Below are 22,113 nucleotides of genomic sequence, written 5' to 3'. Positions count from 1 at the left end.
TGGTAAAAAACAAAAAATCGCCCCTTGTCTATTGTAGACATAGGGACGATTGAATAACCGTGTTACCACCCATCTTGCACCAATGGACCCAAGCGTTAGCGCAGGCCATTCATGCCACTCGTAGCGAGTTATCGTTCGCGATTCCGCTCGGCATTACCCGAGATACTCCAGAGTGTAATTCGCTCGCTTATTGTGTACCGGGTTCCATCAACCCCCGGCTTTCTAGAACAGGGAATAAGCTGCTACTGGGCTCTTTCAACGTATGTTTCATATGAAATTAAAGTCAGTATATTGAATTCAAATAGCAATGTCAACCATGTAGCAATGATTCCGCCACGATCCCTTATTTTATTTTCGTGAGACCGTCGGAAGTTAGTTCATAAACAGCTGTTGCGACTTCATGTAAATACCGTCGATCATGCGAAATACTGATAATCACACCGTCAAAAGCCGTTAAGGCGCGGCACAGAACAGGAGTCGTCAAAGGACTGAAGTTTCTGGTCGGTTCATCCAGTATCAATATTTCGCACTGCTCCAAAATCATTTTTAACAGGAGTAATTTCGCTTTCTGTCCTCCAGATAATTTTTGAATCGGTTGATGCATCGAATTCGCTCGCTTCTTCCACACTCGGGATCTCTAGAAACGATTCCGACGCTTTCTCCATTCGCTCTCTTTGATTTTTCAAAGACTTGATTTTCTTTTGCAGTCGCGGATCTGACCGTACGTTTCGATGCTGATGCTCCGCCTTATTCCAAATGTCATGCCATTTCTCCATTTGCTTTCTATGATCAGAAGCTTGCTTTTTGGCTATCTGTTCTTGTTTGCTCAAGTTGTTCTCCCGATTGGCGAGGTAAATCTCATATGGTTCTCTTGAAAACGTATGTTTGGGTACTTGTTTGCGCTTCGTCAGTTCCATATGAAGGATACTGTTTGCTGTATTCGCAATAAAAGTTTCGTCATGCGATACATAGATGACAGGAATAGCCGTCTGTTGAATAAATTCTTCCAGCCACTCCATTGTTTGAATATCCAAATCATTCGTGGGTTCGTGCCAACAGACTTAAAAAGCGGTATTTGAAACGCTCACCACCAGACAGAACACCCATTTTTTTATCTGAATCCAATACATGAATGTCGAAATCATCCATCGCTCTCACCAGTTCTTTGCTCCATTGATTTTCAGCAAAAAAGTCGGCGATGGTCATTTGTCTTTCTTCGTCCGATAGCTCCTGCGAAAGAAAACCCATGGAACATTCGTTTCTCAATACTTTCCCTTCAAATGTACAATACTCGGCAATCATTTGTTCCTCGTAAATGAATGTTAATAAGCTGCTTTTTCCATTTCCCTCTTCCCCGATGATGGCAATCTTGTCGCCGAGTTGCAGGGTCAGATGCAAATTTTCAATGAGAGTCCTGTCGTCTTTTTTGGTGGTAATCGTGATATTGTGCAGTTCAACCATTTGGATTCCCCATTTCGTTTTTCCGTTTCTCGTCATTTACTCTTTGTTCATCTGTATCACCCCCCTTTTTTGACAACAAAAAAAGATGCTTCTGTCCAATAAACAGAAGCATCTTGCTCTCATACTAGAAAACGCTATATGGAAAATAGCCCATACAGGAATTCAAGATATAAATTTGCGGGTGAATTTGGCTTCTTGTTTATTTATTATAGGATTGGCTTTTCCAATAAATAAACAATGGCGCAAATCATTCACCCTCCGTTTCATGTAGTTGCCTTCCATATAGCATGGCCTTCTAAATATTGTCAATGAAGCTATTCCACCAAGGCTAGCAATTGTGCAAGCTTGTCTTTGATGGGGGAAGATTCCTTTTTCACCGCCTGTGCGAGCTTCTTATTCCCGCCGAAAAGGCGATAAATAACGGTTTCCCGATGGTAATCTTCCATCGCTGCCAGCTCCGCTATGAGAGCATCCACCAGTTCTGGACGATCGATGGTCATATTTTTCAAAGGCTTCGCCCCTTCGCCACTGCCAAGCAAAAGAGAGACAAGTACCGGCATATTCTCTACGGTTACACCGTGCGCCTCCATAAAAGGGATGGCATAATCGTCCTGGGCAGACTGATGTTCGGTGTCGACCAGCTGCATATAGCGACGAACGAGCGGAAAATAATCACTGCTAGTTAAGCCAAGCGCAAATACCGCATAGGTGCCAGGCATGACGGATTTCTCACTAGGCTCTACATCCCCGTACCACGCGAACTCCTCCATCGCAAGCTCGGCATATTCTGCGATTTTCGGGTATAAGACAGGATAACGCGACGCATTCGCAAAAAACTGATGGAGACCAGACTTCGCCAGCTTTTTTACTGGCAGGTAGTGCTTTTCGCTGCTCTTCAGCTTGAGCTTGTACCCTTTGGGAAAGCCTTCACGCAAAAGGCCGTTGATAAAATCGATGGCTTCACCATAGGCAGCTTCTTCCTCAAAAACGATCCGGATGTCGATTGCTTGCAAAACGTCATTGGCGCTTGCTTGAATCAGACTGCTTTTATACTCGTTTTCAAAGCGGCCGCTGCCCCGTTTTACATAGTCCACAGCTCGCTTGGAACCCAGCTGAACAGCGAGGTCCAAGAACTTCTTGCGGGTGTCCGGTTCCTTGTTACCTATTGCGAGAGCAACGTACAGGAAAAAGTCCAGCTCCTCTGTCTTTGGTTCCTGACGCTCCTGCTCGGGTTTCAAAACCCAATCCATTCCATAGTGCCCGGTACGGTCGAAAAATTTGACTAAAAAACGCTCATCCGCCCAGCCTTTTAAAGCCAAAGCAGAGTGGTATGTCCACGAATCACTGCGTTCTTTATTGGAGCGCAGCTTTTCGCTAAGACGCTGGATGAGTGGTTCGATAAGCTCCTGCTTTTGTTCCATCAAATCGGGATTTGCGAGACAATGGGCGAAGAAGAAATCATCTCTTTCTTTCGGACGTACAGGAAGCTCCGCTTTAATTTTTGTCTCGATAAATTGATCCAGTGCTTGTTTTAGACTCTCGCGTTTTCGCTCGTTTATGAAATGGCGAGAATGGCATTGCACCGATTGTTTCCACTCGAATTCGAAGACGAGCTCGAAGCGGTAATTAAAAAAGCGAGGACCATAGTCGTTGGAAAGGAAAAGGGATTCCATACGTTCACACAGTGCCGGAAAAAACTCTTGCATAAGCATTTCCTCTGTAAGCTCCTCCATGTAAGAACCCGCGTCGTATTTGTATGAGTCGTCGCTCCAACTGAACGGTTCATGGACATCCACGTGGATTTTGCCATTGGCCCAATTAAGTTTTCCTTTTCTCCATGCGACCCTCAGGTAGTCTTTGATCCCCGCCTGCAGTTGACTCCAGTCTTTGATCTCGTTGATCCGCTGGTTCTCTTTATTGTAAATTTCTTGGATGGAAGTCCATACTTCATTTAGAAATGCTTCTGCTGCCTGATTCATTGAATGACTCTCCTCCTCGCCAAAACAACGCTACCGTCCTAACCGATGACCTTGACGACATTGCCCTCGCTATCAGTAATATTGGTTTTCACAATGTTTATAGCAATTCCTTTCAGGGAAGGGATCTCAAAGCTGCTTTCCTTTGGAAGCAACTGCTTGGTAAGTGCATTCGTCGTCGCATCATCGAGAACAAAGCGAATGACGTCCTCTCCAGGAATACATTCAGGCTTGTCTCCTGCCTCAAATACAACGCGGACATCAGGTCCCACCAGGCTCAGGCTTTCCCCTTTTCGCAGACGTCCACGGAGAATTTTTCCGATAACTTCCGCTTGCTTAGCTCCCAGCCTCAGGGTCGAAGGCGTTTTCTTCAAGAAGCCCTTTTTACCTGGCTCCCAGCCAAGCTGACTCACAAACAAATAGGCAGTGTTGGAGCCTTCTTGTTCCATTCCTTTTTGAACAGCATCAGAAACTGTAGAGTTGCGCAGGAGAGAATCCCGCTCGAGATCGGTTATGTAGGAAGGCATGTACGGCAAGCCAGATTGGAGTACGCCATGTGTATTCCAAGCCATCATCGCATCGAGTTCATCACCTGTGATCCCAACCATTTGCAAGAATTGGACTCGACCATTCGGCGTATCGATTTCGGCAAGCTGCGGGTCCTTGACAAAAGCGAGTGCAGTCAGTTCGGTATCGGCACCCAAGCATATCGGTCCGTTTGCATCCAAATGATCACCTGCTTGAAACACATTGCCCGTGTTGAATACGTAACGCCCCATATTTTGAAGCAGATTCAGCGCCCAAGCAGGAGGTTCTTCCTCGTCGTCCTTTCGCGCCAATCGAAACGTCAATTCAAAGCCAAAACCGCTTTCCTCTTCATTCTCGGATTCCTTTTCATACAGCTCGGTAAATCCATAGGTCACAAAATGCCAATGCGGGTAAGGCTCGTCTGATTTATAGGCGCTTATTCCATCCAATGGATCGTTACCACCCAGCGCATACGAGATGAGTGTCCCGTAATGCTTCGGCTCCTGCTCTCCATAAATATTTCTCATCTCCTGATCAATGGCATCCCAGCCCGCTGACATCATTTCTTCATTCATTTCTTCACTCATCGTTCTTGCCTCCCATGTAATGACTGTCTTAACAATAGCCAAAATGAATTTTGGATACTCTATTAGACCGTCAATACCACTTAACAAATTACATCGTTCTCATTCCCTTCTATTCAAAAAACTTTAATCGGTTGGTGCTATCCCATTCGGAACGACTGGCTTCGATAACCAATGCTGGTCGGTTTGCACATGATTTTTGCGCACAAACTTGGCGGCCGATTGTTTAAAATCTTCGTACGGAAACCTCTCCGTTACGCGTACCACGTACCCTTCTTGTTCACCGCCGAAGACAGATTGTTTGGTGTAGCAACTTTTTACGGTCTCTTCCTTCCAAATCCCCCTGTATAAGACAGGCGCTGTTTCTAAGCCAAGCAATTCGGCCCATTCGACCGTTTCATCCCACGACAAGCATTCATTGTTTTCATTCCAGATCGAGAAAACGTAGAAATAGCTCGTTAGGTGTTCGTAGTAGATGGAGTGCAGGGCATATACATTTTCCCCGCATATTCTCCAGCCTTCCGGGATATGAAACGAAATCGTCCCGTGCAGCATCTTTACCCAATGTCTAGATGCGTGGTCTTTGCTATCGAGTGACCTTGCATGGATGTGGTTTCTGTATAGAGTCGTATTCTCTCCATCCAGTTTTTCTGTCACGACTACTTCTTTTCCCTCGAAGTGAGTAACCGATCGTAAAATCTTATCATCGTCGGTTCTACTTCTTGACCAGGGTAAATGAAAGGTTCTCGGGTATTTTTTCAACATCATTTTTCACCTCCTTATTTGGCATAGGCATCTCCTTCCTTGAAAAAGTACAGCTTCCACAGGTACTCTTCGCCCAATAAATGATAAATCTCGGAAATATCTTGCTGTGTCCCGTAGTTAATCTTCATGTGCATTTGAATCAGATTGACGACTTCGAAGATAAAATCATCTTCGAATCCTAATTCTTTTAAGAAATGGCAAGCAATTTGCGCAGAAACATGCTCATGTCCGTAGTAGGAGTAATGGCCTTTCATCGGTTTGTAGGTTTTACAAAATGGTTTTCCTGTATCGTGAAACAAGGCGACCACTTGCATGAGAAATTTGTCTTCTTCCGTATAAAAGGCGTTTACATAATCGAAAACATGATACGTATGCTTGCACAAAGGATACTGATGATAAGGGTTTTCCTGATTAAACTGATACATCTCACGGAAGATCGGTATGGCATTCAGCCTGTCGAACAGCTCTTCATAGGAGGGTTCATTTTGAAGCAATTGAATAAACTCTTCTTTTTCAATGGCATAAGGAACTGATTCGTGCAAGAGATGAATGTGATCCCAGCCTTCATTCTTAATGGGAAAATGAAAGTTCTTCCGCATCTTCGCCAAGATGTATTCGTCTACGGTTCTCTTTCGGGAACGATTGCGCTCCAGGCAAACAGAATAAGGAACATCGACGTAATAGCATTCCTTTTGAACATCGGGAAATTTGGCAAGGACCTTCATTCTTTTCTCTCTGTCGATATTGGTCGCGTCTAAGATGACATTCTTTCCATTTGCCAGCTCTGTTGCAATTTTTGAATAAACCTCAAAAAATACTTGCGCTGACTTTTTTTGTTTTCGCTCATCACCGAATAAGTTTTGGCGAATTTCATCCGTAGACACGATGGTTGCCCGTTCCTTTTTGGCAATTTCTTGTGCCCACTTGCTTTTGCCACTGCCCGCAATGCCTGACAGGACGATTAATTTCTTTTTCACTTATATCTCACCTCCTTTCAATAAAAACTAAATTTCGACACGCTTTTCCAATATTATACACACATCGCGTATAGATGGCACCCTTCTTTATTCCTAGATTTTTCGTTCTTTACAGCCACGGACCAAAGAAGTTCTGGACAGCTTGCTCCGAATAGCTATCCTCACCGCGCCAATTCACGACAGCGAAAAAGTCGTTCTTCCCGCCACGACCTGGTCTGTCCTTGCTTGGAGCCAAGATCCCAGCGGATGCAAGAATTTCCATGAAGACATCCCGTTCGTTCTTGCTAGATGGAAAGACTCCATTAAGGCGCTTCTCCAGTTGACGAGCGGCATCAGTTGGTTCACTGCTTGCGATGATGTCTAGCACCTGTCGGAAGATTGCAATATCTTCTTCCTGTACCGAAAGATTTTCTTCCTTGCTTACTAGCTCCAAATCAAGCATAAGGTACGGTAAATAGTTCAGGCGTATACCTCCCCACTTGATTCTTTCGAAATTCAATACATTCAAATCTTCATCCGTATACTGCTCTCTGCTTGCAATATGGTAGCGGTCGCAAAGATGGCAATCTCCGTACATAGCGAAATAGGTGCCGTTTTCTGGATTTATATACTTGCCGACGTTGCTTTCGAACGTATGGGCAGTCAAAGTCTGAGTCAAAGCCCAGCTAGACAAGGCGCTGCGCAGGTACACCTTTCGCGTCGAGAGACTGTGCAAAAATGCTGCGGCGACTTGCTCTTTCGTCACTTTTTCATGCAGGGCAATGATTCTGTCTATGCACTCCTCGTGACTGATCGTCAGCGGGTCAAACATGAGACCTTTGCTTTTTGCGTATTCAAAATCTTCTCCCGAAAAATCGTACGGAGCACTGTTCCAGCCTTTGCTGCTCCAAAATGTCTTCATCAAGATTTGCTTTGCTTTTTTATCCATACAACAATTGCTCCTTTTTTCTTGTCTTTCCATATTTTAGCGCGGATCGTATGTATGAAAAAAGAGTCCAACGTGTGAAAGATCGTTGGACTCTGATTGCGTGCTTTCACGTACCGCAAAACGTTTGGTAACGACATGCCGATTCCGCTGGTAACGTCGTGTATTCAACCTGTTCAGGAGTGTAAGCATATGGATCAGAAAGGACTGCTAGGAGCCGTTCCATCACTGTGTAGTCGCCCTCTTTCCATGCTGCTTCCAACGCTTCTTCTACACGATGGTTCCGAGGGATGACTGCCGGATTACTCTTTTTCATCAACTGTTGCATTGCTGCGGGATCTTCTGGTTGTCTAGCTAGTCGCGCTTTCCATTGCTCATGCCACTCCTTGAATTCGCTCGTGCCAAACAGAGCGGTATCTTCTAGTTGATTAAGCGTGAAAGCACGGAATGTATTGGTATAGTCTGCACGGTGGTCCTTCATCATGTTGAGCAGACCTTCGATCAATGCTTCGTCTTGTTCCTCTTCGTTAAACAATCCGAGCTTTGCCCGCATTCCTGTGAGCCAATTGCTGTGATACAGCTTGCTAAATTCGGCAAGGGCGTCTTCGGCTATTTTCACTGCCTGCGCTTCATTTTCATGAAGCAACGGCAATAAGGATTCCGCAAACCGAGATAAATTCCACACGGCAATGTACGGCTGATTTCCGTAAGCGTAGCGGCCCTGAACGTCAATGGAGCTGAATACCGTTGCGGGATCATACGTGTCCATGAAAGCGCAAGGACCGTAATCAATGGTCTCGCCACTGATCGCCATGTTGTCGGTATTCATGACCCCGTGAATAAAGCCCACGAGTTGCCACTTGGCAATCAACGCAGCCTGGCGCTGGATAACTCCTTTCAGCAGGAGGAGATAGCGATTTTCTTCTGCTGCGATCTCTGGGAAATGTCGTTGCAACGTGTAATCAGCTAACGCGCGAAGATCTTCTATGGAGCACCATCTTGCCGCGAATTGGAACGTTCCTACCCTGATATGACTGGCAGCGACACGCGTCAAAATGGCACCAGGCAGCTCGGTTTCACGATAGATAGACTCGCCGGTTGTCACTACGGCAAGGCTCCGAGTAGTAGGAATACCGAGTCCATGCATCGCCTCGCTAATGATGTATTCACGCAGCATCGGTCCAAGGGCTGCCCTGCCATCGCCGCCGCGTGAATAAGGCGTTCTGCCTGAGCCTTTCAATTGGATGTCAAAGCGCTCGCCGGAGGGCGTAATCTGCTCGCCAAGCAGGAGAGCCCTGCCGTCGCCCAGCATGGTAAAATGGCCAAATTGGTGTCCCGCATATGCCTGAGCGAGAGGCATTGCACCTTCTGGGGTTTTGTTTCCCGCGAGCATGGCTATCACTTCTTCGCTTTGCAGAGCTTCGACATTCAACCCTAGCGATTTTGCCAAGCGTTCATTGAGAATGGCTAGCTTCGGTGATCGTACAGGAGGTGGATTTAGCCTCGAAAAAAATGATTTTGGCAGCGTTGTATAGCTGTTATCGAAGTTCCATCCAGGTTCGATTGGTGTTTTTTTGTCTGTCATTGTATCTCCTTTATCGATTGGCGTTATTTGAATGGACGTAACGGTACGCATGATACATTTTGCCAATTTATTATACCCTTTTCATGCAAAATAGGAGCACATTCGCACATTTTTAGCGCACTCCTCGCCGAATATATTTCATTAATTGGAGGAAAAATACCATTTACATAAAACCAAAAGGTGTTATATCATCATAAAATAAAACCAAAAGGTGTTATATTTACACTACGAAACGGAGAGATTTTTGTGGAACAGAATAATCAGCAAGCCGTAGAAGATATTAAACAAACCATCGTTTTCGATGCTCCTATCCAAAAGGTATGGGAGAAAGTATCCACTGCGGAAGCCATTTCTGCTTGGTTCATGCCTAATGATTTTCAGCCTGTCGTTGGTCATGAATTTCATATCCAATCGCCATTTGGGCCGTCCCCTTGCAAAGTGTTGGAAGTAGAAGCTCCTCATCGCCTTTCTTTTGCCTGGGATACGGATGGCTGGGTAGTTTCTTTTCTTTTAAAAGACATGGGGGATAAAACGGAGTTTACCCTGATTCATGGTGGTTGGGGGGCAGCAGATGCCATCATCGGAAAAGCAAACGAGAAGAGCGCAGTGATTCGCGACAGAATGAATCAAGGCTGGGTTGGCATTGTTCACGAGCGTCTGAAAAAGGTTGTGGAAGGCTAAATGTCTGCTTCAGCAGAAAAGGTTGATGTATTTCAAGCGATCGCTGATCCTACTCGTCGAGAAGTACTTCGCTTGCTAGCTGAAAAAGAATTGCCGATCTCAGCGATTACCTCTCATTTCCCCATAAGCCGAACTGCTGTGGTCAAGCATCTTCATATACTTGCGGATGCAGATTTGGTTACGGGACACAAGGTAGGTCGCGAGAGAATTTATCGGTTACATCCCGGTCCCCTGACCGAGGTAAAACAGTGGCTTTCCTTTTACGAGCAGTTCTGGAACAACAAGCTGTCTATGCTGAAGCATTTGGTGGAGACCGATGGAGATACGGAGCTGACTGTCGTGCAAACGGAACCGCATCAACCAAGGAAATAGTTTGTCATGCCTTCCCTCTTGAGCGATTGACCCAAGATCAAAAGGGTTTTCTTTGATCAGGTATTTCGAATAGCAAAAGACTGCCGATTTCTCGACAGCCTGGGTAGTTCGATTACTTGTTCAACAGCTCGGTCAGTTCAGTGGATTCGGTCAAGTGCAGCGATGCAGTTCCATAAGCTTTGCCATCTTCTGAATCCAACATATGGTCTTTTTTATCTCCGCTCAATACGAAGAACAGTGTCTTCGCCTTTACTTCCGCTTTGTTGTCTGTACCAACAGTCGCTGGCAAAGTGTTTGTCGTTACTTCAGCGTAGTTGAATTCAACAAGACAGAATGGGAAAAACAATGAATGGTAGTTTGAATGACGAACCTCTTTCATAAGGAGATGCTTCATGAATCATCAAAAAATCGTGCATTTCAGTGATAAGGATTTGGATGGCGAATCATGTGCGATCCTGAGTCGGATTGCTTTTTCCAATCAAGAAGTCGATTCCCGCGGAGTGACGCCTTACACTGTCAATCAAGAAGTACAAAAGTTCATCGAAGAAGAGCTTACGCTCGATATGTATGTCGTGATAACCGATGTGAGTGTCAATGACGAGGTCGCTTTGCTCATTCAGAAAAAGATCGATCAAGGACATGTGTTGGTCTTGATCGACCATCACCCAACCGCCTTGCCATTGGCATCCAAGTACGATTGGGCAAAGGTTATCATCGAAGAATCAGGGAAAAAGACCTCGGCAACGAGCCTTTATTATGATTACCTGGTTAACCACGGATATCTGTCTCCTACTGGCGTTCTCTCTCACTATGTGGAGCTGGTTCGTTCCTTTGATACGTGGGACTGGGATGCAACCGGTACAATACAGGCGAATCAACTGAACATTTTATTCTATATGGTCGAGCGAGAAACGTTTGTTCAAAATGTGCTGGGACGCTTGCGTGGTGAGGGTGCCGATACGGATCAATTCGTATTTGACGAGGTAGAATCGATTCTCATCTACACAGAAGAAAAGCGAATCGATGAGTTTGAACAAAAAAAGCTGAAGCAAATGAAGCTAATTCCCGTAGAAATCGATTTAGAAGAGCCAAAAACGTATCAAGTGGGCGTCGTTTTCCTTGAACAGTATCACTCCACAACAGGCAATTTCTTATGTAAACATGCAGAAATGATTGATTTCGTCGCAATGCTCGATCCTGGAAAAGGCAGAATCAGCTTTCGAACCATTCGAGAAGATGTGGATCTGTCTGTGATCGCCCAGCATTACGGAGGCGGCGGTCATCCAAAGGCGTCTGGATGTTCCTTTACGGGTGTTACGTTAAAGGCTTACGTGTACCCTGCTTTACGAACGGATTAGAGAAAAAAATATAAAGTCCAATTTCTCCATCCATGAAATTGAGAAATTGGACTTTTTGTTACTCCAGAAAACGCCTGATTGTTAAACAACCTTTTTATTTTTCTTGTGCCTCTCCGATCTCATAACGCAGTTGTATGGATCCGCTTTTTCCGTAAAGCTTCGTTTCTATCAACTTCATATCATGTCGTGTTTGGATGTTGTCAAAGTAAAATTTGCCGCTGCCCATTAAGACCGGATGAATAATCATTCGGAGTTCATCAAGCAGATCCGCATTGATTAAACTTTGAACAAGACCCGCGCTTGCAGGAACAATGATATCACCCTTGATTTGTGTTTTTAGTTCCTTTATTTTCGTCATGACATCAGAATGAAGGAGTGTAATCGTATCGGCATAGTCCCCCCAATGAGCTTCCGTAAGCTCACTATTATTGGTTGCTACATACTTTTGTGTCTTATTCATAGCATCAGCCCAATCTCCCTCTTGGAACGGCCAATAGCTTGCAAAGCCTTCATAGGTGACCCGCCCCATCAAAATTGCGTCAACCCTCTGGAAGAACGCAAGACCATCATCTGTGGCGTCGATGATACCAGGCAACGCCCAGCTAACCATATTGTCTTCTTCTCCTGTTGGCCCAGTGTAGATACCATTTAATGTGCTGCTTACATTTGCAATTATTTTCCCCATCGGATCTCCGCCATTCTTTTATTATTATCTTAAAATTACCACATTTCACTACTTAGTATTTCTTCTCGATTGCTCACATTTCCCTTCCGAATAGTCCCTTTTCCTCATACGAAAAAAAGGTGAGGAAAACGAAACGGTTTTCCCCACCTTCTTCCTTTTAGAGACTTTACGTCTTATTACAGTTCAACGATCTTTGTAGCGATGTTATTGCAAAACTCCCTGTCATGCTCCACAAAAAGAATCGTTGGCGAGTGTTCAAGGAGCAGCTCTTCAATTTGCATGCGAGAAATCACGTCAATAAAGTTTAACGGCTCATCCCAAATATGAAGATGTGCTTTCTCGCAAAGACTTTTCGCAATGAGTACTTTTTTCTTCTGCCCGCCACTAAAAGCGGAGATATCCTTCTCAAATTGCACGCGGGAAAAATCCAGCTTGCGCAAAATCGATTTAAACAGGCTTTCATCGATCCCGTTGTCTCGCGCGAAGTCAGTGAGATTGCCCTTTAGATGGGAAGTGTCTTGAGAAACATACGAGATTTTCAGTTGACTCCCCTTTCGGAAGGTGCCCGTATAATCGATGTTCTCCTCACAAATGAGCTTGAGAATGCTGGATTTTCCTGAACCGTTCTTGCCTGCGAGCGCAATACGCTCCCCCTGTTCAATCGTAAAGTTGACATCGGAGCAAACTAGCTTCTCTCCGTAATAAATCGAAACCTTCTCCAGTTCGGCCAGTTGACTTTTATGATAAGCAAGCTGTGCAATCTTTAAACTATCCTTGTTTTCAATGTTTTTCAGCAGCTTCGATTTTTCATCAATAGCGGATTGCTGTCTTTGCTCAATCGATTTGGAGCGCTTCATCATTTTCGCAGCCTTATGGCCGACATACCCTTTGTCTACTTTGGAACCGGAATTCAATGTTCCATTTTTCGTCTTTTCCACAGCGTCCGACCAGTTGCTTGTACGTTTGGCTGCGTCCGACAAGCGTTTAATGTCTTTTTTGAGCTTCTCGTTCTCAGCAAGTTCATAGTTATCCTGTCTCTGTTTATTTTCCCACCAATCGGAGAAACTCCCTTTTTGCACCTCGATGTTCGTCTTGTTGATGGACAGGATGTGGTCGACACAGTTGTCTAGAAATGCTCGGTCGTGGGACACCAGAATATAACCGCTTTTGGAATGGAGATAATCACTGACGAGCTCCCTTGCATGCATGTCGAGATGATTCGTTGGCTCATCAATTAACAAAAAACTGTTTTCCTTTAGAAATAAGGCGGCTAACATCACTTTCGTTTGCTCTCCGTTAGACAAAGATTCAAAGGGACGATATAGAACATCCTCTGAAACCTTTAAGAGGGAGAACTCGCGCATTAATTCCCATAACTGATAGTCCGGGACAATGTCTTGAACGATATCAAGGGTAAGATATTCTTTGTTCTCGACTTGGAATGGGAAGTATTCAAAGCTGACATGAGCGCTTATCTTTCCGCTGTATTCATACTTACCAAGCAACAGGTTGAGAAAGGTCGTCTTCCCTCTCCCGTTTCTTCCCGTAAAGCCCAATTTCCAATCCGTATCGATTTGGAAGCTCACGTTTTCAAAAATGTTATCGAAGCTGCCTTCATAGGCAAACGTCAGGTTATTTACACTAATTAGCGACATACAATTATCCCCCTGTATGCAAAAAAATAGAAAAGCTACAAGAAAGTTACTCTCTTGTAGCTCAAATAAATACAGCAAATCCAACTCAAAAAATGGAGTTAGGATAAGGATATATTGTTTGAGTGAAGAGATATAAGTAACTTTCTTGCACATAAAGAATAAAACAAGCGAAGGATATCGCTGTTTGTTTTATTTTTTAAGCAAGAAAATTATCCATTATACTCTTCAGCTCCAGTCATTAAGTTAACAGCATCATATCATATTCATTTGTACGTTTCAACCAGTACTATTTCCGTTTTTTTACTGTACTTCTACTGAAAGCTTGTTTCCCCTTGCAGCAATCGCCTTGCAATCGTTCGTTTTTGTATTTCAAATGATGGCTGTCGGGTTTAATTCTTTCATGCATATCCACACAAGAATTTTTTTCCATAAAAGGCAGGGATTTTCAATTCTATTTTGAATTTATCATACTTATTGAAATTCATTTCACTTATTGCATTCATATGGAGGAGTAAAGCTATGAAAAACGTGGTAAGAAGTCTGGGTATTCTCGTTTTGGCATCATCATTCCTGATCGTCCCGACACAAGCAGCAGATGCGGTAGCAAAAGGAAAAGACTCTATCGTCCGTCCACAAAAAAATATCTTTGAAGGAAACTGGCGGTACGGCGATACGTTAGTAGTGGCATACGATACATTCTTTCCGAATGGATGGATTTCGATTGAAAAAGAGCCACATCGCGGAACACAGCGTGGATATGAAGTAGCGAAATATATTAATGGCGCTAATTATGGGCAAGTGGAAAGAAGCTTAAGCTTTAACATCCCTTCTGGCTGGGTAGAAATCGGTCGAGGTTATAACAGCAAGAGACAGGCTTATATTGATATCAGAAATGAGAATAAAAAACGGTACCAGCCTCATGAGCTGGAGAATAAATGGGTCTCTACCGGCCAACCTGTACCATATGGCTGGGTCGTGGTAAATCTAAATCTCTTTGAAAAACATATCGTAAATATCACCAGTATCCCTACTGAATCCAGCATTGAAGCGATCAAGCATCCTTCGCCATCCTTTGCTTATGAAATACCAAGAGGCTGGGAAATCACTGTAGACGGGGCGAATTCTCGAATCCTCACGAGAAAGTACTAATCATAACGGATACAATTAGTTACGAAATGAGATAAATAAACGACCTGTAGGTAGCATGATGGAAAACCATTCATGCAACCCACAGGTCGTTTTCGTTATTCGAAATGTAGCTCTCAGCTGCTTCCAATTACATGTGCAGTTGAATCAGATTGCCAGAAGGATCCTCCGTGACAAAATGGCCGCTCTCCTCCTGGCTAGGAGTTTTTTCAGACGAAATCAATTTCAGTAATTTCAGTATTGACTAAAATAACTGAAAATAATTAAGATAATACACATAACACATCTATCTTAGGAGGTGATGCATATGAAAAAGGCTGCTTCGATCAGTGCTATGCTCTTGTTTGTCAATACGCTCGTAGGGGTTCTTGGCTCGTACAGCATCATTATGGCACTACCACTTATTGGAGAGGAATTTCATCTGAATCCAGTGGAGCAAGGCGCGATCGTGAGTGTTTATTTTTTAGGCTTCGCGATTTTTACCATTCCAGGAGGGATCATTGCTGATAAACGAGGATCGAAGCAGATTATTGTAATCAGTTTGGTACTGTGGGCAATATTGACAGCACTTACAGGGGCGGTCACAGGTTTTGCAGCCTTACTCGTTGTCCGTTTTTTGTTGGGGTTTATCGATGCCCCGCTAATGCCCGCTATGTTAAAAGCAATTGCCGAACGAACACCTGCAAACATCCGTACGACCACATTATCCATCGTTTCATCAGCCGAACCAATTGGGACTGGACTTGCCCCTTTTCTCGTAGCACCATTGATTGCGATACTGGGATGGCAAGAAGCTACTTTTGTTACAGCATCAATCGGCCTGCTCTTGGCACCCATTCTCTGGATATTCCTTCCCCGTCCTTTCGTAAAGGAACCACCTTCAAGCTCAGCATCAAAACCGAAACCTCTCCCTTTCCTATCTCTTTTGCGTAATGAGCATTTGTTGAAACTAACAAGTATGCTCTGTGGAATTCAAATCGTGATGGTTGGCTGCTTGACATGGGTACCTACCTACTTAACAACGGAAAAACATCTCGCTATTACCCAATCAGGCTTCTACGCATCGCTTCCTCTTCTCATTTCCATGCTTGGCAATTTGGCAGGAGGTTGGTTATTTGACCGTTATTTTCATAAAAAGTTTCGAACGTTGGTCATTCCGTCCCTTCTGCTCTCAACGATTTTCCTTACGCTTATGATCCTATCTGACAATGTCAACTGGTTTCTGTTGTTTGAGTCGATCTCTTTGTTTTTTCTCTCCCTTACCACTCAACCCATTCTTGGATTTACCATGCGTATCATTCCCTCTGATGCTTTGGGTACTGCTAGTGGAATTCTGTTAACCGGAGGAAAACTGGCAAGTATTTTTACACCAATCGCGATGGGCGCATTCATTCTTGCGTTCTCCTTTCAAGCCGGTTTTTCCCTATTGCTAGTAGGTGCAGGAATCGCTTTAGTTTCATCCTTTCTTATCCATCTCAAAAGGAGTGAGGAGCTTGACTGATTTCATTCAAAAAATGCTGCAAGAAATGCCTGATTTCTCACATTTTCTAACCATTGAGGAATTGGACACCTCTTCCCGTGAATTAGCAGCCGCCTATCCAGATCTAGTTACCCTCAGTACCATTGGTCACTCAACAGAAGGACACCCAATCCTCATGCTGCGAATTGGAAATGGTCAGCATCGCGCGCTGTTCGTCGGTTGTCCGCATCCGAATGAGCCGATTGGAGCTCTATCCCTAGAGTACCTCAGCAAAAAGCTATGTGAGGATACTGCCCTATTAGAGCAAATGGATTATACCTTCTATATCATCAAAGAAATCGATGTAGATGGTTGCCGATTGAATGAAGGATGGTACGGCGGCCCCTTTTCTCCAGACCGTTACATTCGCAGCTACTATCGTCCCAGTATGCTCGAACAAGTGGAATGGACATTCCCGTATGCCTATAAAACGTTGAGCTTCAGCGAGCCCATTCCTGAAACCGTCGCATTTATGCGGGCGATTGATGAAGCCAAGCCGCATTTCCTCAACAGCTTGCACAGCTCCGATCAAACTGGAACGTTTTATTATGTATCGACTCCTCTTCCCGACGCATTGTGCCAACAGATCATAAAATTCACCCATGATCATCAATTACCGCTGATGATCGGCGAACCGGAGGCACCATTCATGCCTCCTATCCAACCCGGTTTTTATCAGCTGCCTGAGCTGTCTTCTATGTACGATTACTACCAAAGTATCCTGCCTACTGGAGAAGACCCTGCGAAAGCAATCCTCATGGGGGGCTCATCCCGCGATTATGCTGGGACACGTTACCGTACCTTTTGCCTTGTTTCGGAAATATCGTTGTTTACGGATCCAAGGATGGGAGATAAATCTGAAACCACTCATAGCTACAAGGATGCTACGCTGGACATAGCCAAACTGGAAGGTGAACAGATTGCTTTTTTATCCAAACAGTACCAAAGCGCACAGCCATTCATAACGAGACCAACCAGATTCCAGCGATCTGTGGAGGATTTTTTGATCGGTATGGAGGAAGTTCGATCCCATCATTTACAATCAGCTGAAAGTGATGCAGCTTTAGCACGCTTCGCAACAGTAGCTGAAATGTTTGACCTGAAATTACGCACTTTATGGAGTTCTCTATGCTGCTGTAGCATGCTGATCCGCATGCTGGATGCCCAGCCCGACAACATCACCCTTTCAGAGATTCGAGCAGATTCAGAAAAATGGCTGGATCAAGGCTTACAAGAGCTACTCTCCTTTTTTAACTGGTCGATGCGTCCGCTGCGCGAATTATGCGGTGTCCAGCTAGGTTCTGCCTTGATGATCATGGAGTACCTTCGTCAAACCCATGAATGATCTGCCACGCCACTAAAATAATGAATGAGGTGAGCGCCTGTCAGCAGAGCAGGCGCATTTTCTTTTGGTATTTTCTGAAGAAAGCGATGACTATTGGTAGTATAATAGACAAAAGCATGGAAATCGGGCAAAACGAGGAAAAGGAGTCATGAAGTTGGACAAATTAACGGCGGAAACGATGCAATTGATTGAAGAAATGGCTCTCCATCACGAAAATCAAGGATTATCCAGAATTGCTGGCCGGATTATTGGACTGTTGATGGTCTCTCAGGAACCCCTTTCATCTGAGCAGATTGCCACTACATTACAAGTCAGTCTAGGAAGCGTATCTACCAATATGCGCATGCTTTTGAAAATTGGATTCGCGGAAAAAAAGAGTGTGACAGGCGACCGTGTGAGCTATTACATCATGGCACCAAACACAATTGAGGAAGAGCTTATTCAGGGTTTAGAGCGAATCCTATCATTAAAGAATGTCATAGAAAAAGGAATGCGAATTGAAAATTTGAAGCAAAGTGAGCTAGTTATGCAGCGATTCCATGAGACGCTGGAAGCAATTGACCTATACAGGGAATCTCTTAATCAAATGCTCACTGAGTGGAAGGCTCGTCGCATGTAACATCAAACAGCACGTATCAATGGAAAAAAGCAGAAAGGCAGCTTTGGCGATGAAAAAGCCACGGCTGCCTTTTTTCATAAGAGGATGGCATCGATCATTTGACTGGTGAAATCTCATCTTCCGTTACCCATTTGTAGTTCTTAACTTCTCCTCCCCCTGTCGTGGGAGTGTAATCGATCATATAGACAGTCATTGTATTTGCCGTATCAAGCTTGGCTGATGCATCGAGCATCCCTTTCACATGATCCGCTTTCAAGACGACTTCCGTTCCTGGATTATACGGTTGCTTGATATAGTTCTTGATTTCTTCTTGAATAATCCATTTATATCCTTTCACAGGGGGCTCACCCGTTGTAGGCGTATAGGTAACTGAATAGGCCGTCGTGTCGTAAGCCCCCACGATTTTTGCTTTCGCCCCTTGCATCCCTGGTTGGTGGCTTGCTTTCAAAATGACTTCACTCCCTACTGTATACGTAGGTTTCGGTACAGCCTCTACTTGCTCCAGCACATCCGGTGCAGCAGGACCGCCACATGCACTTAATCCCATCACGGTAATCAGCAAAAGTGATATCAGTTTCCATTTTTTCATTCCAAACACCTCGAATTCTTTGTTGTCTGTCCGCAGTCGATTTCCTCTTGATGTAAGGTATTATGGGTCCACTAAACCTTCCTTATCCACTTTCATCCTGCTTGTTGCTTTACTTGAATGCATCCTTGGAAGGGATTGACAAATCCTTGTTTTCAATCAACTGTAAAAGCAGCGCGTAGAACTGCTTCCGCTGTTCACTTGGCAGATCCTCGAGTATACTTTCGGCAATATCCGTTTGCAGTGCCAAAACTTGATCTATGCTGGATTGGGCTAATTCCGTGAGCTGGATCAAGGTGGCACGGCGATCAGTCGGATCAGGGATCCGCACCAGCAGCTTGTCACGCTCCAAGGCATCAATAAAATCCGTAACGGTGCGCGGCTTTACACCCAATTTTGAAGCGAGCTCATTCATGCGAATTTTTCCGGCTTCTGAAACGATAGATAGCAAACGTAGTCTTGGCCCAGAGATATGGTATGGAATATCAAGGGCAGCCAATTTGGTCTCGAATTCTCGCTGAATAGAATAGGTGGCACGAATCAGAATGTGAATGATATCAATCGCTGGTGGACTGATAGGATTGGGAAACATGGTAGACCTCCTTGACAATTGTGCGGAAAACGAATACCCTCATTTACAGAGGTTACTCACTATTCTATAGTTTCTTAGTGAGGAAGCTCACTATGAGGAACACACACTAATTTCGTCGGTATTCTCATTATTGTAGCGAATCTTACGCTATATGCAACATCGAGCGGCCTGAATGCCTTTGAGAACTACCCTGGAAATGGAGGAATACACATGAATCACTCCGATTTTGCCATGGAGAATAGCAACAAGCTCCTTCGAGTCCTTGTCGTCACCTTGATTTTTTCGGTCATGAATGGAACGATGTTTAATGTTGCTTTACCGGAAATTGCACAGGAATTCCATCTGATGCCTTCGCAAGTCAGTTGGATAATGACGGGATACATGGTCGTCTATGCCATCGGCTCGGTTGTTTTTGGCAAGCTCGCTGACCAATATAGGCTCAAGGACCTTCTGACATACGGTCTCCTTATTTTCGCAGTTGGTTCCATTGTAGGAATGATCGCCACGGAATACTGGATGATTATTCTTGGACGCATCTTGCAAGCCTCTGGTGCATCGGTTCTGCCAGCGACCGCCATGATTATTCCGATTCGCTATTTCGCTCCTGAACAACGAGGACGAGCTCTTGGTACTTCTGCTGTCGGACTTGCCTTGGGAAATGCGTTTGGTCCGGTGGTGGCGGGACTGATGGCTAGCTTTGGAAGCTGGCGCATGCTGTTTCTTATTTCTTTGCTGCCGCTCTTTACTCTCCCCTTCTTCCGAAAATATTTGGACGATGAAAAGGGAGCCCCTGGATCAATTGACTTCCTCGGAGGAGGACTATTGGCTGCAGCAGTTGCCGTGTTTCTCCTGTCGATTACCGAGAGCAGCAGACTGTTATTCGCAGGGGGAATTGTGCTGCTGGCCATGTTCATCGTACGGATTCGGACTGCCGAACATCCCTTTATTCAACCTGGTTTGTTTCGCAACCGAAACTTTTCAGTAGGCTTGATCATCGCTTTTCTATCGACAGCCTTGAGCTTTAGTGTCATGTTCATGACCCCGCAATTTTTGAGCGCACTTAATCAGTTGCCTGCCGGAAGCATCGGCTTTGTCCTTTTCCCTGCCGCAATTGCCTCTGCACTCATGGGACGCAAAGGCGGTCTGCTCGCAGATGAACGCGGGAACTTCTTTGTTGTCTCGCTTGCTGCTTTCTTTATGCTTGTATGCTTCAGTCTGCTCTCGACCTTCGTCGGCATCTCGCCAATCGCCATTGCTGTCATTCTCATTTTGGGCAATGTAGGTCAAACCTTCATGCAAATCGCCTTGTCCAATACACTTTCGAGAACTCTCGTGAAGGAACAGACAGGCGTCGGCATGGGACTATTCTCGATGCTCAACTTCATCTCAGGTGCCGTTGCTATGAGCCTGATTGGAAAAGCATTGGACAATCAAGCGGCAACGATGAAGATCAATCCGCTGGTAACCAATCCGGCAGCATCTGTGTACAGCAACATCTTCCTCCTGCTAGCCATTCTCATCATGGGAGTTTGGATGCTGTATCGCCTGCAATTCCATACCAGTACAACTCTTGTCCATAAAGACGAACCGTCCGAGTAAAATGTTTCATGTAAAAAGAAACCAGTTCTAAGGACCTGCTTGTGTCCTGAACTGGTTTTCGTTCTATTCCGCTGCAAGTATGTACTTTCTGAATAAAGCAAGCGGCCGCAAAGAATGATCGTACAGCTCACTGCTAAACACAGCAATTCTCTTTCTCGAAGGAACAATCAGTATATACTGCCCTCCAAATCCAAGGGCAAAATAGTAGAAGTTGTCCTCTGTCCAGTCATCGCTTGGATCGATTCTATCACTCCACCAATGCAAGCCGTAAGACCCAATCCTCTCGTATGTCCGAAATATTGGCTGAATCGATTTTTGAACCCATGCTGCTGAAACAATCTGCTTTTCTTGCCATTGACCGCCTTGCAGATAGAGTAATCCTAGCTTTGCCATATCACGCGAAGTAAGGCGTAATCCGTCTCCCCCGTTATGAATCCCCTGTCCGTCAGAATACCAATACGAATCTTCGATGTTCAGTGGCTGAAAGAGATGCTTTTTGGCAAAATCATATGTGCTCATTCCTGTTGCCTTTTGCAGGATGGCAGACAGCGATCAGTCCTTGATCCAATGCAATCCCAATGAGTACCGAAATAAAGCTTTTTGTGCAAGAATTGATCGTTTGAAGTTTTTCTGCTTGCTTCTTGTTTTTATGATATTCGTAAGCCAGACAACCGTCTTGCATCTTTTCTGACCTTTCTGTCAAATTCCTTGAGTAGCTCTGTATCTAACCGCGTTTTTACAGGGTCTGCAAGTGGAAACAAGGATGAATGCACGTGACTGTTCCTCCTTCGACCGTTCGGTATTTAAGACTCTTTCCCCGGTATTTCCCCCCGAAGGTAACGTTCGCCCCATTCACACATGAGATCCATGATTGGTTTGAGCGATTCTCCCAATTCACTCAATTCATACTCGACCTTTGGCGGTACTTGGCTGTACACGGTTCTGATGACGATTCCGTCCTCTTCTAGCTCGCGAAGCTGCTGTGTCAGGATTTTTTGGCTAATGTCCGGCATTTGTTTTTTCAATTCGCTCGTTCTTTTGGGGCCGTAGTATAACTGACATAAAATCAAGGTTTTCCATTTGCCCCCTAAAACATCTAGCGTTGCTTCAGAAGGAATCTGGTATGTATGTTTGAGTTTTGGCCTCATCGATTGG

Annotated in this window: 24 protein-coding genes and 1 other annotated feature; of the genes, 8 read left to right on the top strand and 16 right to left on the bottom strand. The window is 44.7% G+C overall.

Features of this window, described 5'->3' with window-relative positions; translation table 11 throughout:
- Nucleotides 1-38: 38 nt before the first annotated feature.
- Nucleotides 39-268, bottom strand: a binding site (T-box leader).
- A 75-nt stretch (nt 269-343) separates the two neighbouring features.
- From FB479_RS30950 to FB479_RS13350, 9 genes are all read right to left on the bottom strand, one after another.
- The gene (locus FB479_RS30950) at nt 344-604 is read right to left on the bottom strand and encodes an ATP-binding cassette domain-containing protein (RefSeq protein WP_255438383.1); all 261 of its coding nucleotides are present in this window, start codon (nt 602-604) and stop codon (nt 344-346) included.
- Nucleotides 507-1,019 (bottom strand): hypothetical protein, encoded by a 513-nt coding sequence (locus FB479_RS30945; RefSeq protein WP_255438398.1) that lies wholly within the window; start codon nt 1,017-1,019, stop codon nt 507-509. The genes FB479_RS30950 and FB479_RS30945 overlap by 98 nt, the downstream gene beginning before the upstream one ends.
- A gap of 16 nt (nt 1,020-1,035) precedes the next feature.
- On the bottom strand, nt 1,036-1,461 hold the full coding sequence (locus FB479_RS30940) for an ATP-binding cassette domain-containing protein (RefSeq protein WP_255438382.1): 426 nt from the start codon (nt 1,459-1,461) through the stop codon (nt 1,036-1,038).
- Between the two features lie 314 nt (nt 1,462-1,775).
- Nucleotides 1,776-3,440 carry a DUF6138 family protein gene (locus FB479_RS13375; protein WP_142065588.1) on the bottom strand — a complete coding sequence of 555 codons (1,665 nt, stop codon included), beginning with the start codon at nt 3,438-3,440 and terminating at the stop codon, nt 1,776-1,778.
- 38 nt (nt 3,441-3,478) lie between these two features.
- Nucleotides 3,479-4,540, bottom strand: coding sequence for a suppressor of fused domain protein (locus FB479_RS13370; RefSeq protein ID WP_142065698.1), 1,062 nt, complete (start codon nt 4,538-4,540; stop codon nt 3,479-3,481).
- Nucleotides 4,541-4,675: 135 nt separating this feature from the next.
- On the bottom strand, nt 4,676-5,314 hold the full coding sequence (locus FB479_RS13365) for an RNA ligase family protein (protein ID WP_142065697.1): 639 nt from the start codon (nt 5,312-5,314) through the stop codon (nt 4,676-4,678).
- A gap of 14 nt (nt 5,315-5,328) precedes the next feature.
- On the bottom strand, nt 5,329-6,291 hold the full coding sequence (locus FB479_RS13360; RefSeq protein ID WP_142065586.1) for an AAA family ATPase: 963 nt from the start codon (nt 6,289-6,291) through the stop codon (nt 5,329-5,331).
- A gap of 109 nt (nt 6,292-6,400) precedes the next feature.
- On the bottom strand, nt 6,401-7,219 hold the full coding sequence (locus tag FB479_RS13355; RefSeq protein WP_142065584.1) for a VHS/ENTH/ANTH domain-containing protein: 819 nt from the start codon (nt 7,217-7,219) through the stop codon (nt 6,401-6,403).
- 106 nt (nt 7,220-7,325) lie between these two features.
- On the bottom strand, nt 7,326-8,801 hold the full coding sequence (locus tag FB479_RS13350) for a protein adenylyltransferase SelO (protein ID WP_142065696.1): 1,476 nt from the start codon (nt 8,799-8,801) through the stop codon (nt 7,326-7,328).
- 246 nt (nt 8,802-9,047) lie between these two features.
- Here FB479_RS13350 and FB479_RS13345 point away from each other — a divergent pair, with 246 nt between their 5' ends.
- Nucleotides 9,048-9,482, top strand: coding sequence for an SRPBCC family protein (locus FB479_RS13345; protein ID WP_106655214.1), 435 nt, complete (start codon nt 9,048-9,050; stop codon nt 9,480-9,482).
- Nucleotides 9,483-9,854: an ArsR/SmtB family transcription factor gene (locus tag FB479_RS13340; protein ID WP_106655213.1), complete on the top strand. Its 372-nt coding sequence runs from the start codon at nt 9,483-9,485 to the stop codon at nt 9,852-9,854. It begins immediately after the preceding gene.
- A 112-nt stretch (nt 9,855-9,966) separates the two neighbouring features.
- Here FB479_RS13340 and FB479_RS13335 read toward each other — a convergent pair whose 3' ends face one another.
- Nucleotides 9,967-10,233: a hypothetical protein gene (locus FB479_RS13335; RefSeq protein WP_255438380.1), complete on the bottom strand. Its 267-nt coding sequence runs from the start codon at nt 10,231-10,233 to the stop codon at nt 9,967-9,969.
- A gap of 13 nt (nt 10,234-10,246) precedes the next feature.
- Between FB479_RS13335 and FB479_RS13330 the strand changes: the two genes are divergently transcribed.
- Complete coding sequence (locus FB479_RS13330) at nt 10,247-11,212, top strand: DHH family phosphoesterase (protein ID WP_106655212.1); 966 nt, start codon at nt 10,247-10,249, stop codon at nt 11,210-11,212.
- 94 nt (nt 11,213-11,306) lie between these two features.
- Here the strand turns inward: FB479_RS13330 and FB479_RS13325 are convergent, their stop codons facing one another.
- Nucleotides 11,307-11,897: a dihydrofolate reductase family protein gene (locus FB479_RS13325; protein ID WP_106655211.1), complete on the bottom strand. Its 591-nt coding sequence runs from the start codon at nt 11,895-11,897 to the stop codon at nt 11,307-11,309.
- A gap of 176 nt (nt 11,898-12,073) precedes the next feature.
- Nucleotides 12,074-13,552, bottom strand: a complete 1,479-nt coding sequence (locus FB479_RS13320; RefSeq protein ID WP_106655210.1) for an Lsa family ABC-F type ribosomal protection protein — start codon at nt 13,550-13,552, stop codon at nt 12,074-12,076.
- A gap of 519 nt (nt 13,553-14,071) precedes the next feature.
- On the opposite strand from FB479_RS13320, the gene FB479_RS13315 reads away from it, so the two are divergent.
- From FB479_RS13315 to FB479_RS13300, 4 genes are all read left to right on the top strand, one after another.
- Complete coding sequence (locus FB479_RS13315) at nt 14,072-14,701, top strand: hypothetical protein (protein WP_106655209.1); 630 nt, start codon at nt 14,072-14,074, stop codon at nt 14,699-14,701.
- 304 nt (nt 14,702-15,005) lie between these two features.
- The gene (locus tag FB479_RS13310) at nt 15,006-16,199 is read left to right on the top strand and encodes an MFS transporter (RefSeq protein ID WP_142065582.1); all 1,194 of its coding nucleotides are present in this window, start codon (nt 15,006-15,008) and stop codon (nt 16,197-16,199) included.
- Nucleotides 16,183-17,562, top strand: coding sequence for a M14 family zinc carboxypeptidase (locus FB479_RS13305; protein ID WP_255438379.1), 1,380 nt, complete (start codon nt 16,183-16,185; stop codon nt 17,560-17,562). Before FB479_RS13310 ends, FB479_RS13305 begins: the two co-directional genes overlap by 17 nt.
- Nucleotides 17,563-17,710: 148 nt before the next feature.
- Entirely contained in the window at nt 17,711-18,181 is a 471-nt protein-coding gene (locus FB479_RS13300) for a GbsR/MarR family transcriptional regulator (RefSeq protein ID WP_142065578.1), read from the top strand.
- 94 nt (nt 18,182-18,275) lie between these two features.
- On the opposite strand, the gene FB479_RS13295 is transcribed toward FB479_RS13300, so the two are convergent.
- Complete coding sequence (locus FB479_RS13295) at nt 18,276-18,770, bottom strand: YdhK family protein (RefSeq protein WP_142065576.1); 495 nt, start codon at nt 18,768-18,770, stop codon at nt 18,276-18,278.
- Between the two features lie 109 nt (nt 18,771-18,879).
- Nucleotides 18,880-19,359: a MarR family winged helix-turn-helix transcriptional regulator gene (locus tag FB479_RS13290; protein WP_106655204.1), complete on the bottom strand. Its 480-nt coding sequence runs from the start codon at nt 19,357-19,359 to the stop codon at nt 18,880-18,882.
- Nucleotides 19,360-19,569: 210 nt separating this feature from the next.
- Here FB479_RS13290 and FB479_RS13285 point away from each other — a divergent pair, with 210 nt between their 5' ends.
- A complete protein-coding gene (locus tag FB479_RS13285; protein ID WP_142065574.1) occupies nt 19,570-20,958 on the top strand; it encodes an MFS transporter in 1,389 nt (462 codons plus the stop codon).
- A 63-nt stretch (nt 20,959-21,021) separates the two neighbouring features.
- On the opposite strand, the gene FB479_RS13280 is transcribed toward FB479_RS13285, so the two are convergent.
- Nucleotides 21,022-21,477, bottom strand: coding sequence for a serine hydrolase domain-containing protein (locus FB479_RS13280; protein ID WP_142065572.1), 456 nt, complete (start codon nt 21,475-21,477; stop codon nt 21,022-21,024).
- A gap of 284 nt (nt 21,478-21,761) precedes the next feature.
- Nucleotides 21,762-22,106 (bottom strand): winged helix-turn-helix transcriptional regulator, encoded by a 345-nt coding sequence (locus FB479_RS13275; protein WP_047069284.1) that lies wholly within the window; start codon nt 22,104-22,106, stop codon nt 21,762-21,764.
- Nucleotides 22,107-22,113: the final 7 nt, after the last annotated feature.

Source organism: Brevibacillus sp. AG162 (genome assembly GCF_006715575.1).
Lineage (GTDB): Bacteria > Bacillota > Bacilli > Brevibacillales > Brevibacillaceae > Brevibacillus > Brevibacillus brevis.
Note: the sequence above shows the minus strand (reverse complement) of the source record. Positions and strands in the feature narration are given on the sequence as shown.

What these genes read in the sequence shown, in the direction of transcription:
- FB479_RS30950 (WP_255438383.1), bottom strand. Translation starts at nt 604, where the DNA reads ATGCATCAACCGATTCAAAAATTATCTGGAGGACAGAAAGCGAAATTA.
- FB479_RS30945 (WP_255438398.1), bottom strand. Translation starts at nt 1,019, where the DNA reads ATGGAGTGGCTGGAAGAATTTATTCAACAGACGGCTATTCCTGTCATC.
- FB479_RS30940 (WP_255438382.1), bottom strand. Translation starts at nt 1,461, where the DNA reads ATGGTTGAACTGCACAATATCACGATTACCACCAAAAAAGACGACAGG.
- FB479_RS13375 (WP_142065588.1), bottom strand. Translation starts at nt 3,440, where the DNA reads ATGAATCAGGCAGCAGAAGCATTTCTAAATGAAGTATGGACTTCCATC.
- FB479_RS13370 (WP_142065698.1), bottom strand. Translation starts at nt 4,540, where the DNA reads ATGAATGAAGAAATGATGTCAGCGGGCTGGGATGCCATTGATCAGGAG.
- FB479_RS13365 (WP_142065697.1), bottom strand. Translation starts at nt 5,314, where the DNA reads ATGTTGAAAAAATACCCGAGAACCTTTCATTTACCCTGGTCAAGAAGT.
- FB479_RS13355 (WP_142065584.1), bottom strand. Translation starts at nt 7,219, where the DNA reads ATGGATAAAAAAGCAAAGCAAATCTTGATGAAGACATTTTGGAGCAGC.
- FB479_RS13350 (WP_142065696.1), bottom strand. Translation starts at nt 8,801, where the DNA reads ATGACAGACAAAAAAACACCAATCGAACCTGGATGGAACTTCGATAAC.
- FB479_RS13340 (WP_106655213.1), top strand. Translation starts at nt 9,483, where the DNA reads ATGTCTGCTTCAGCAGAAAAGGTTGATGTATTTCAAGCGATCGCTGAT.
- FB479_RS13335 (WP_255438380.1), bottom strand. Translation starts at nt 10,233, where the DNA reads ATGAAAGAGGTTCGTCATTCAAACTACCATTCATTGTTTTTCCCATTC.
- FB479_RS13330 (WP_106655212.1), top strand. Translation starts at nt 10,247, where the DNA reads ATGAATCATCAAAAAATCGTGCATTTCAGTGATAAGGATTTGGATGGC.
- FB479_RS13325 (WP_106655211.1), bottom strand. Translation starts at nt 11,897, where the DNA reads ATGGGGAAAATAATTGCAAATGTAAGCAGCACATTAAATGGTATCTAC.
- FB479_RS13320 (WP_106655210.1), bottom strand. Translation starts at nt 13,552, where the DNA reads ATGTCGCTAATTAGTGTAAATAACCTGACGTTTGCCTATGAAGGCAGC.
- FB479_RS13315 (WP_106655209.1), top strand. Translation starts at nt 14,072, where the DNA reads ATGAAAAACGTGGTAAGAAGTCTGGGTATTCTCGTTTTGGCATCATCA.
- FB479_RS13310 (WP_142065582.1), top strand. Translation starts at nt 15,006, where the DNA reads ATGAAAAAGGCTGCTTCGATCAGTGCTATGCTCTTGTTTGTCAATACG.
- FB479_RS13300 (WP_142065578.1), top strand. Translation starts at nt 17,711, where the DNA reads ATGAAGTTGGACAAATTAACGGCGGAAACGATGCAATTGATTGAAGAA.
- FB479_RS13295 (WP_142065576.1), bottom strand. Translation starts at nt 18,770, where the DNA reads ATGAAAAAATGGAAACTGATATCACTTTTGCTGATTACCGTGATGGGA.
- FB479_RS13290 (WP_106655204.1), bottom strand. Translation starts at nt 19,359, where the DNA reads ATGTTTCCCAATCCTATCAGTCCACCAGCGATTGATATCATTCACATT.
- FB479_RS13285 (WP_142065574.1), top strand. Translation starts at nt 19,570, where the DNA reads ATGAATCACTCCGATTTTGCCATGGAGAATAGCAACAAGCTCCTTCGA.
- FB479_RS13280 (WP_142065572.1), bottom strand. Translation starts at nt 21,477, where the DNA reads ATGAGCACATATGATTTTGCCAAAAAGCATCTCTTTCAGCCACTGAAC.
- FB479_RS13275 (WP_047069284.1), bottom strand. Translation starts at nt 22,106, where the DNA reads ATGAGGCCAAAACTCAAACATACATACCAGATTCCTTCTGAAGCAACG.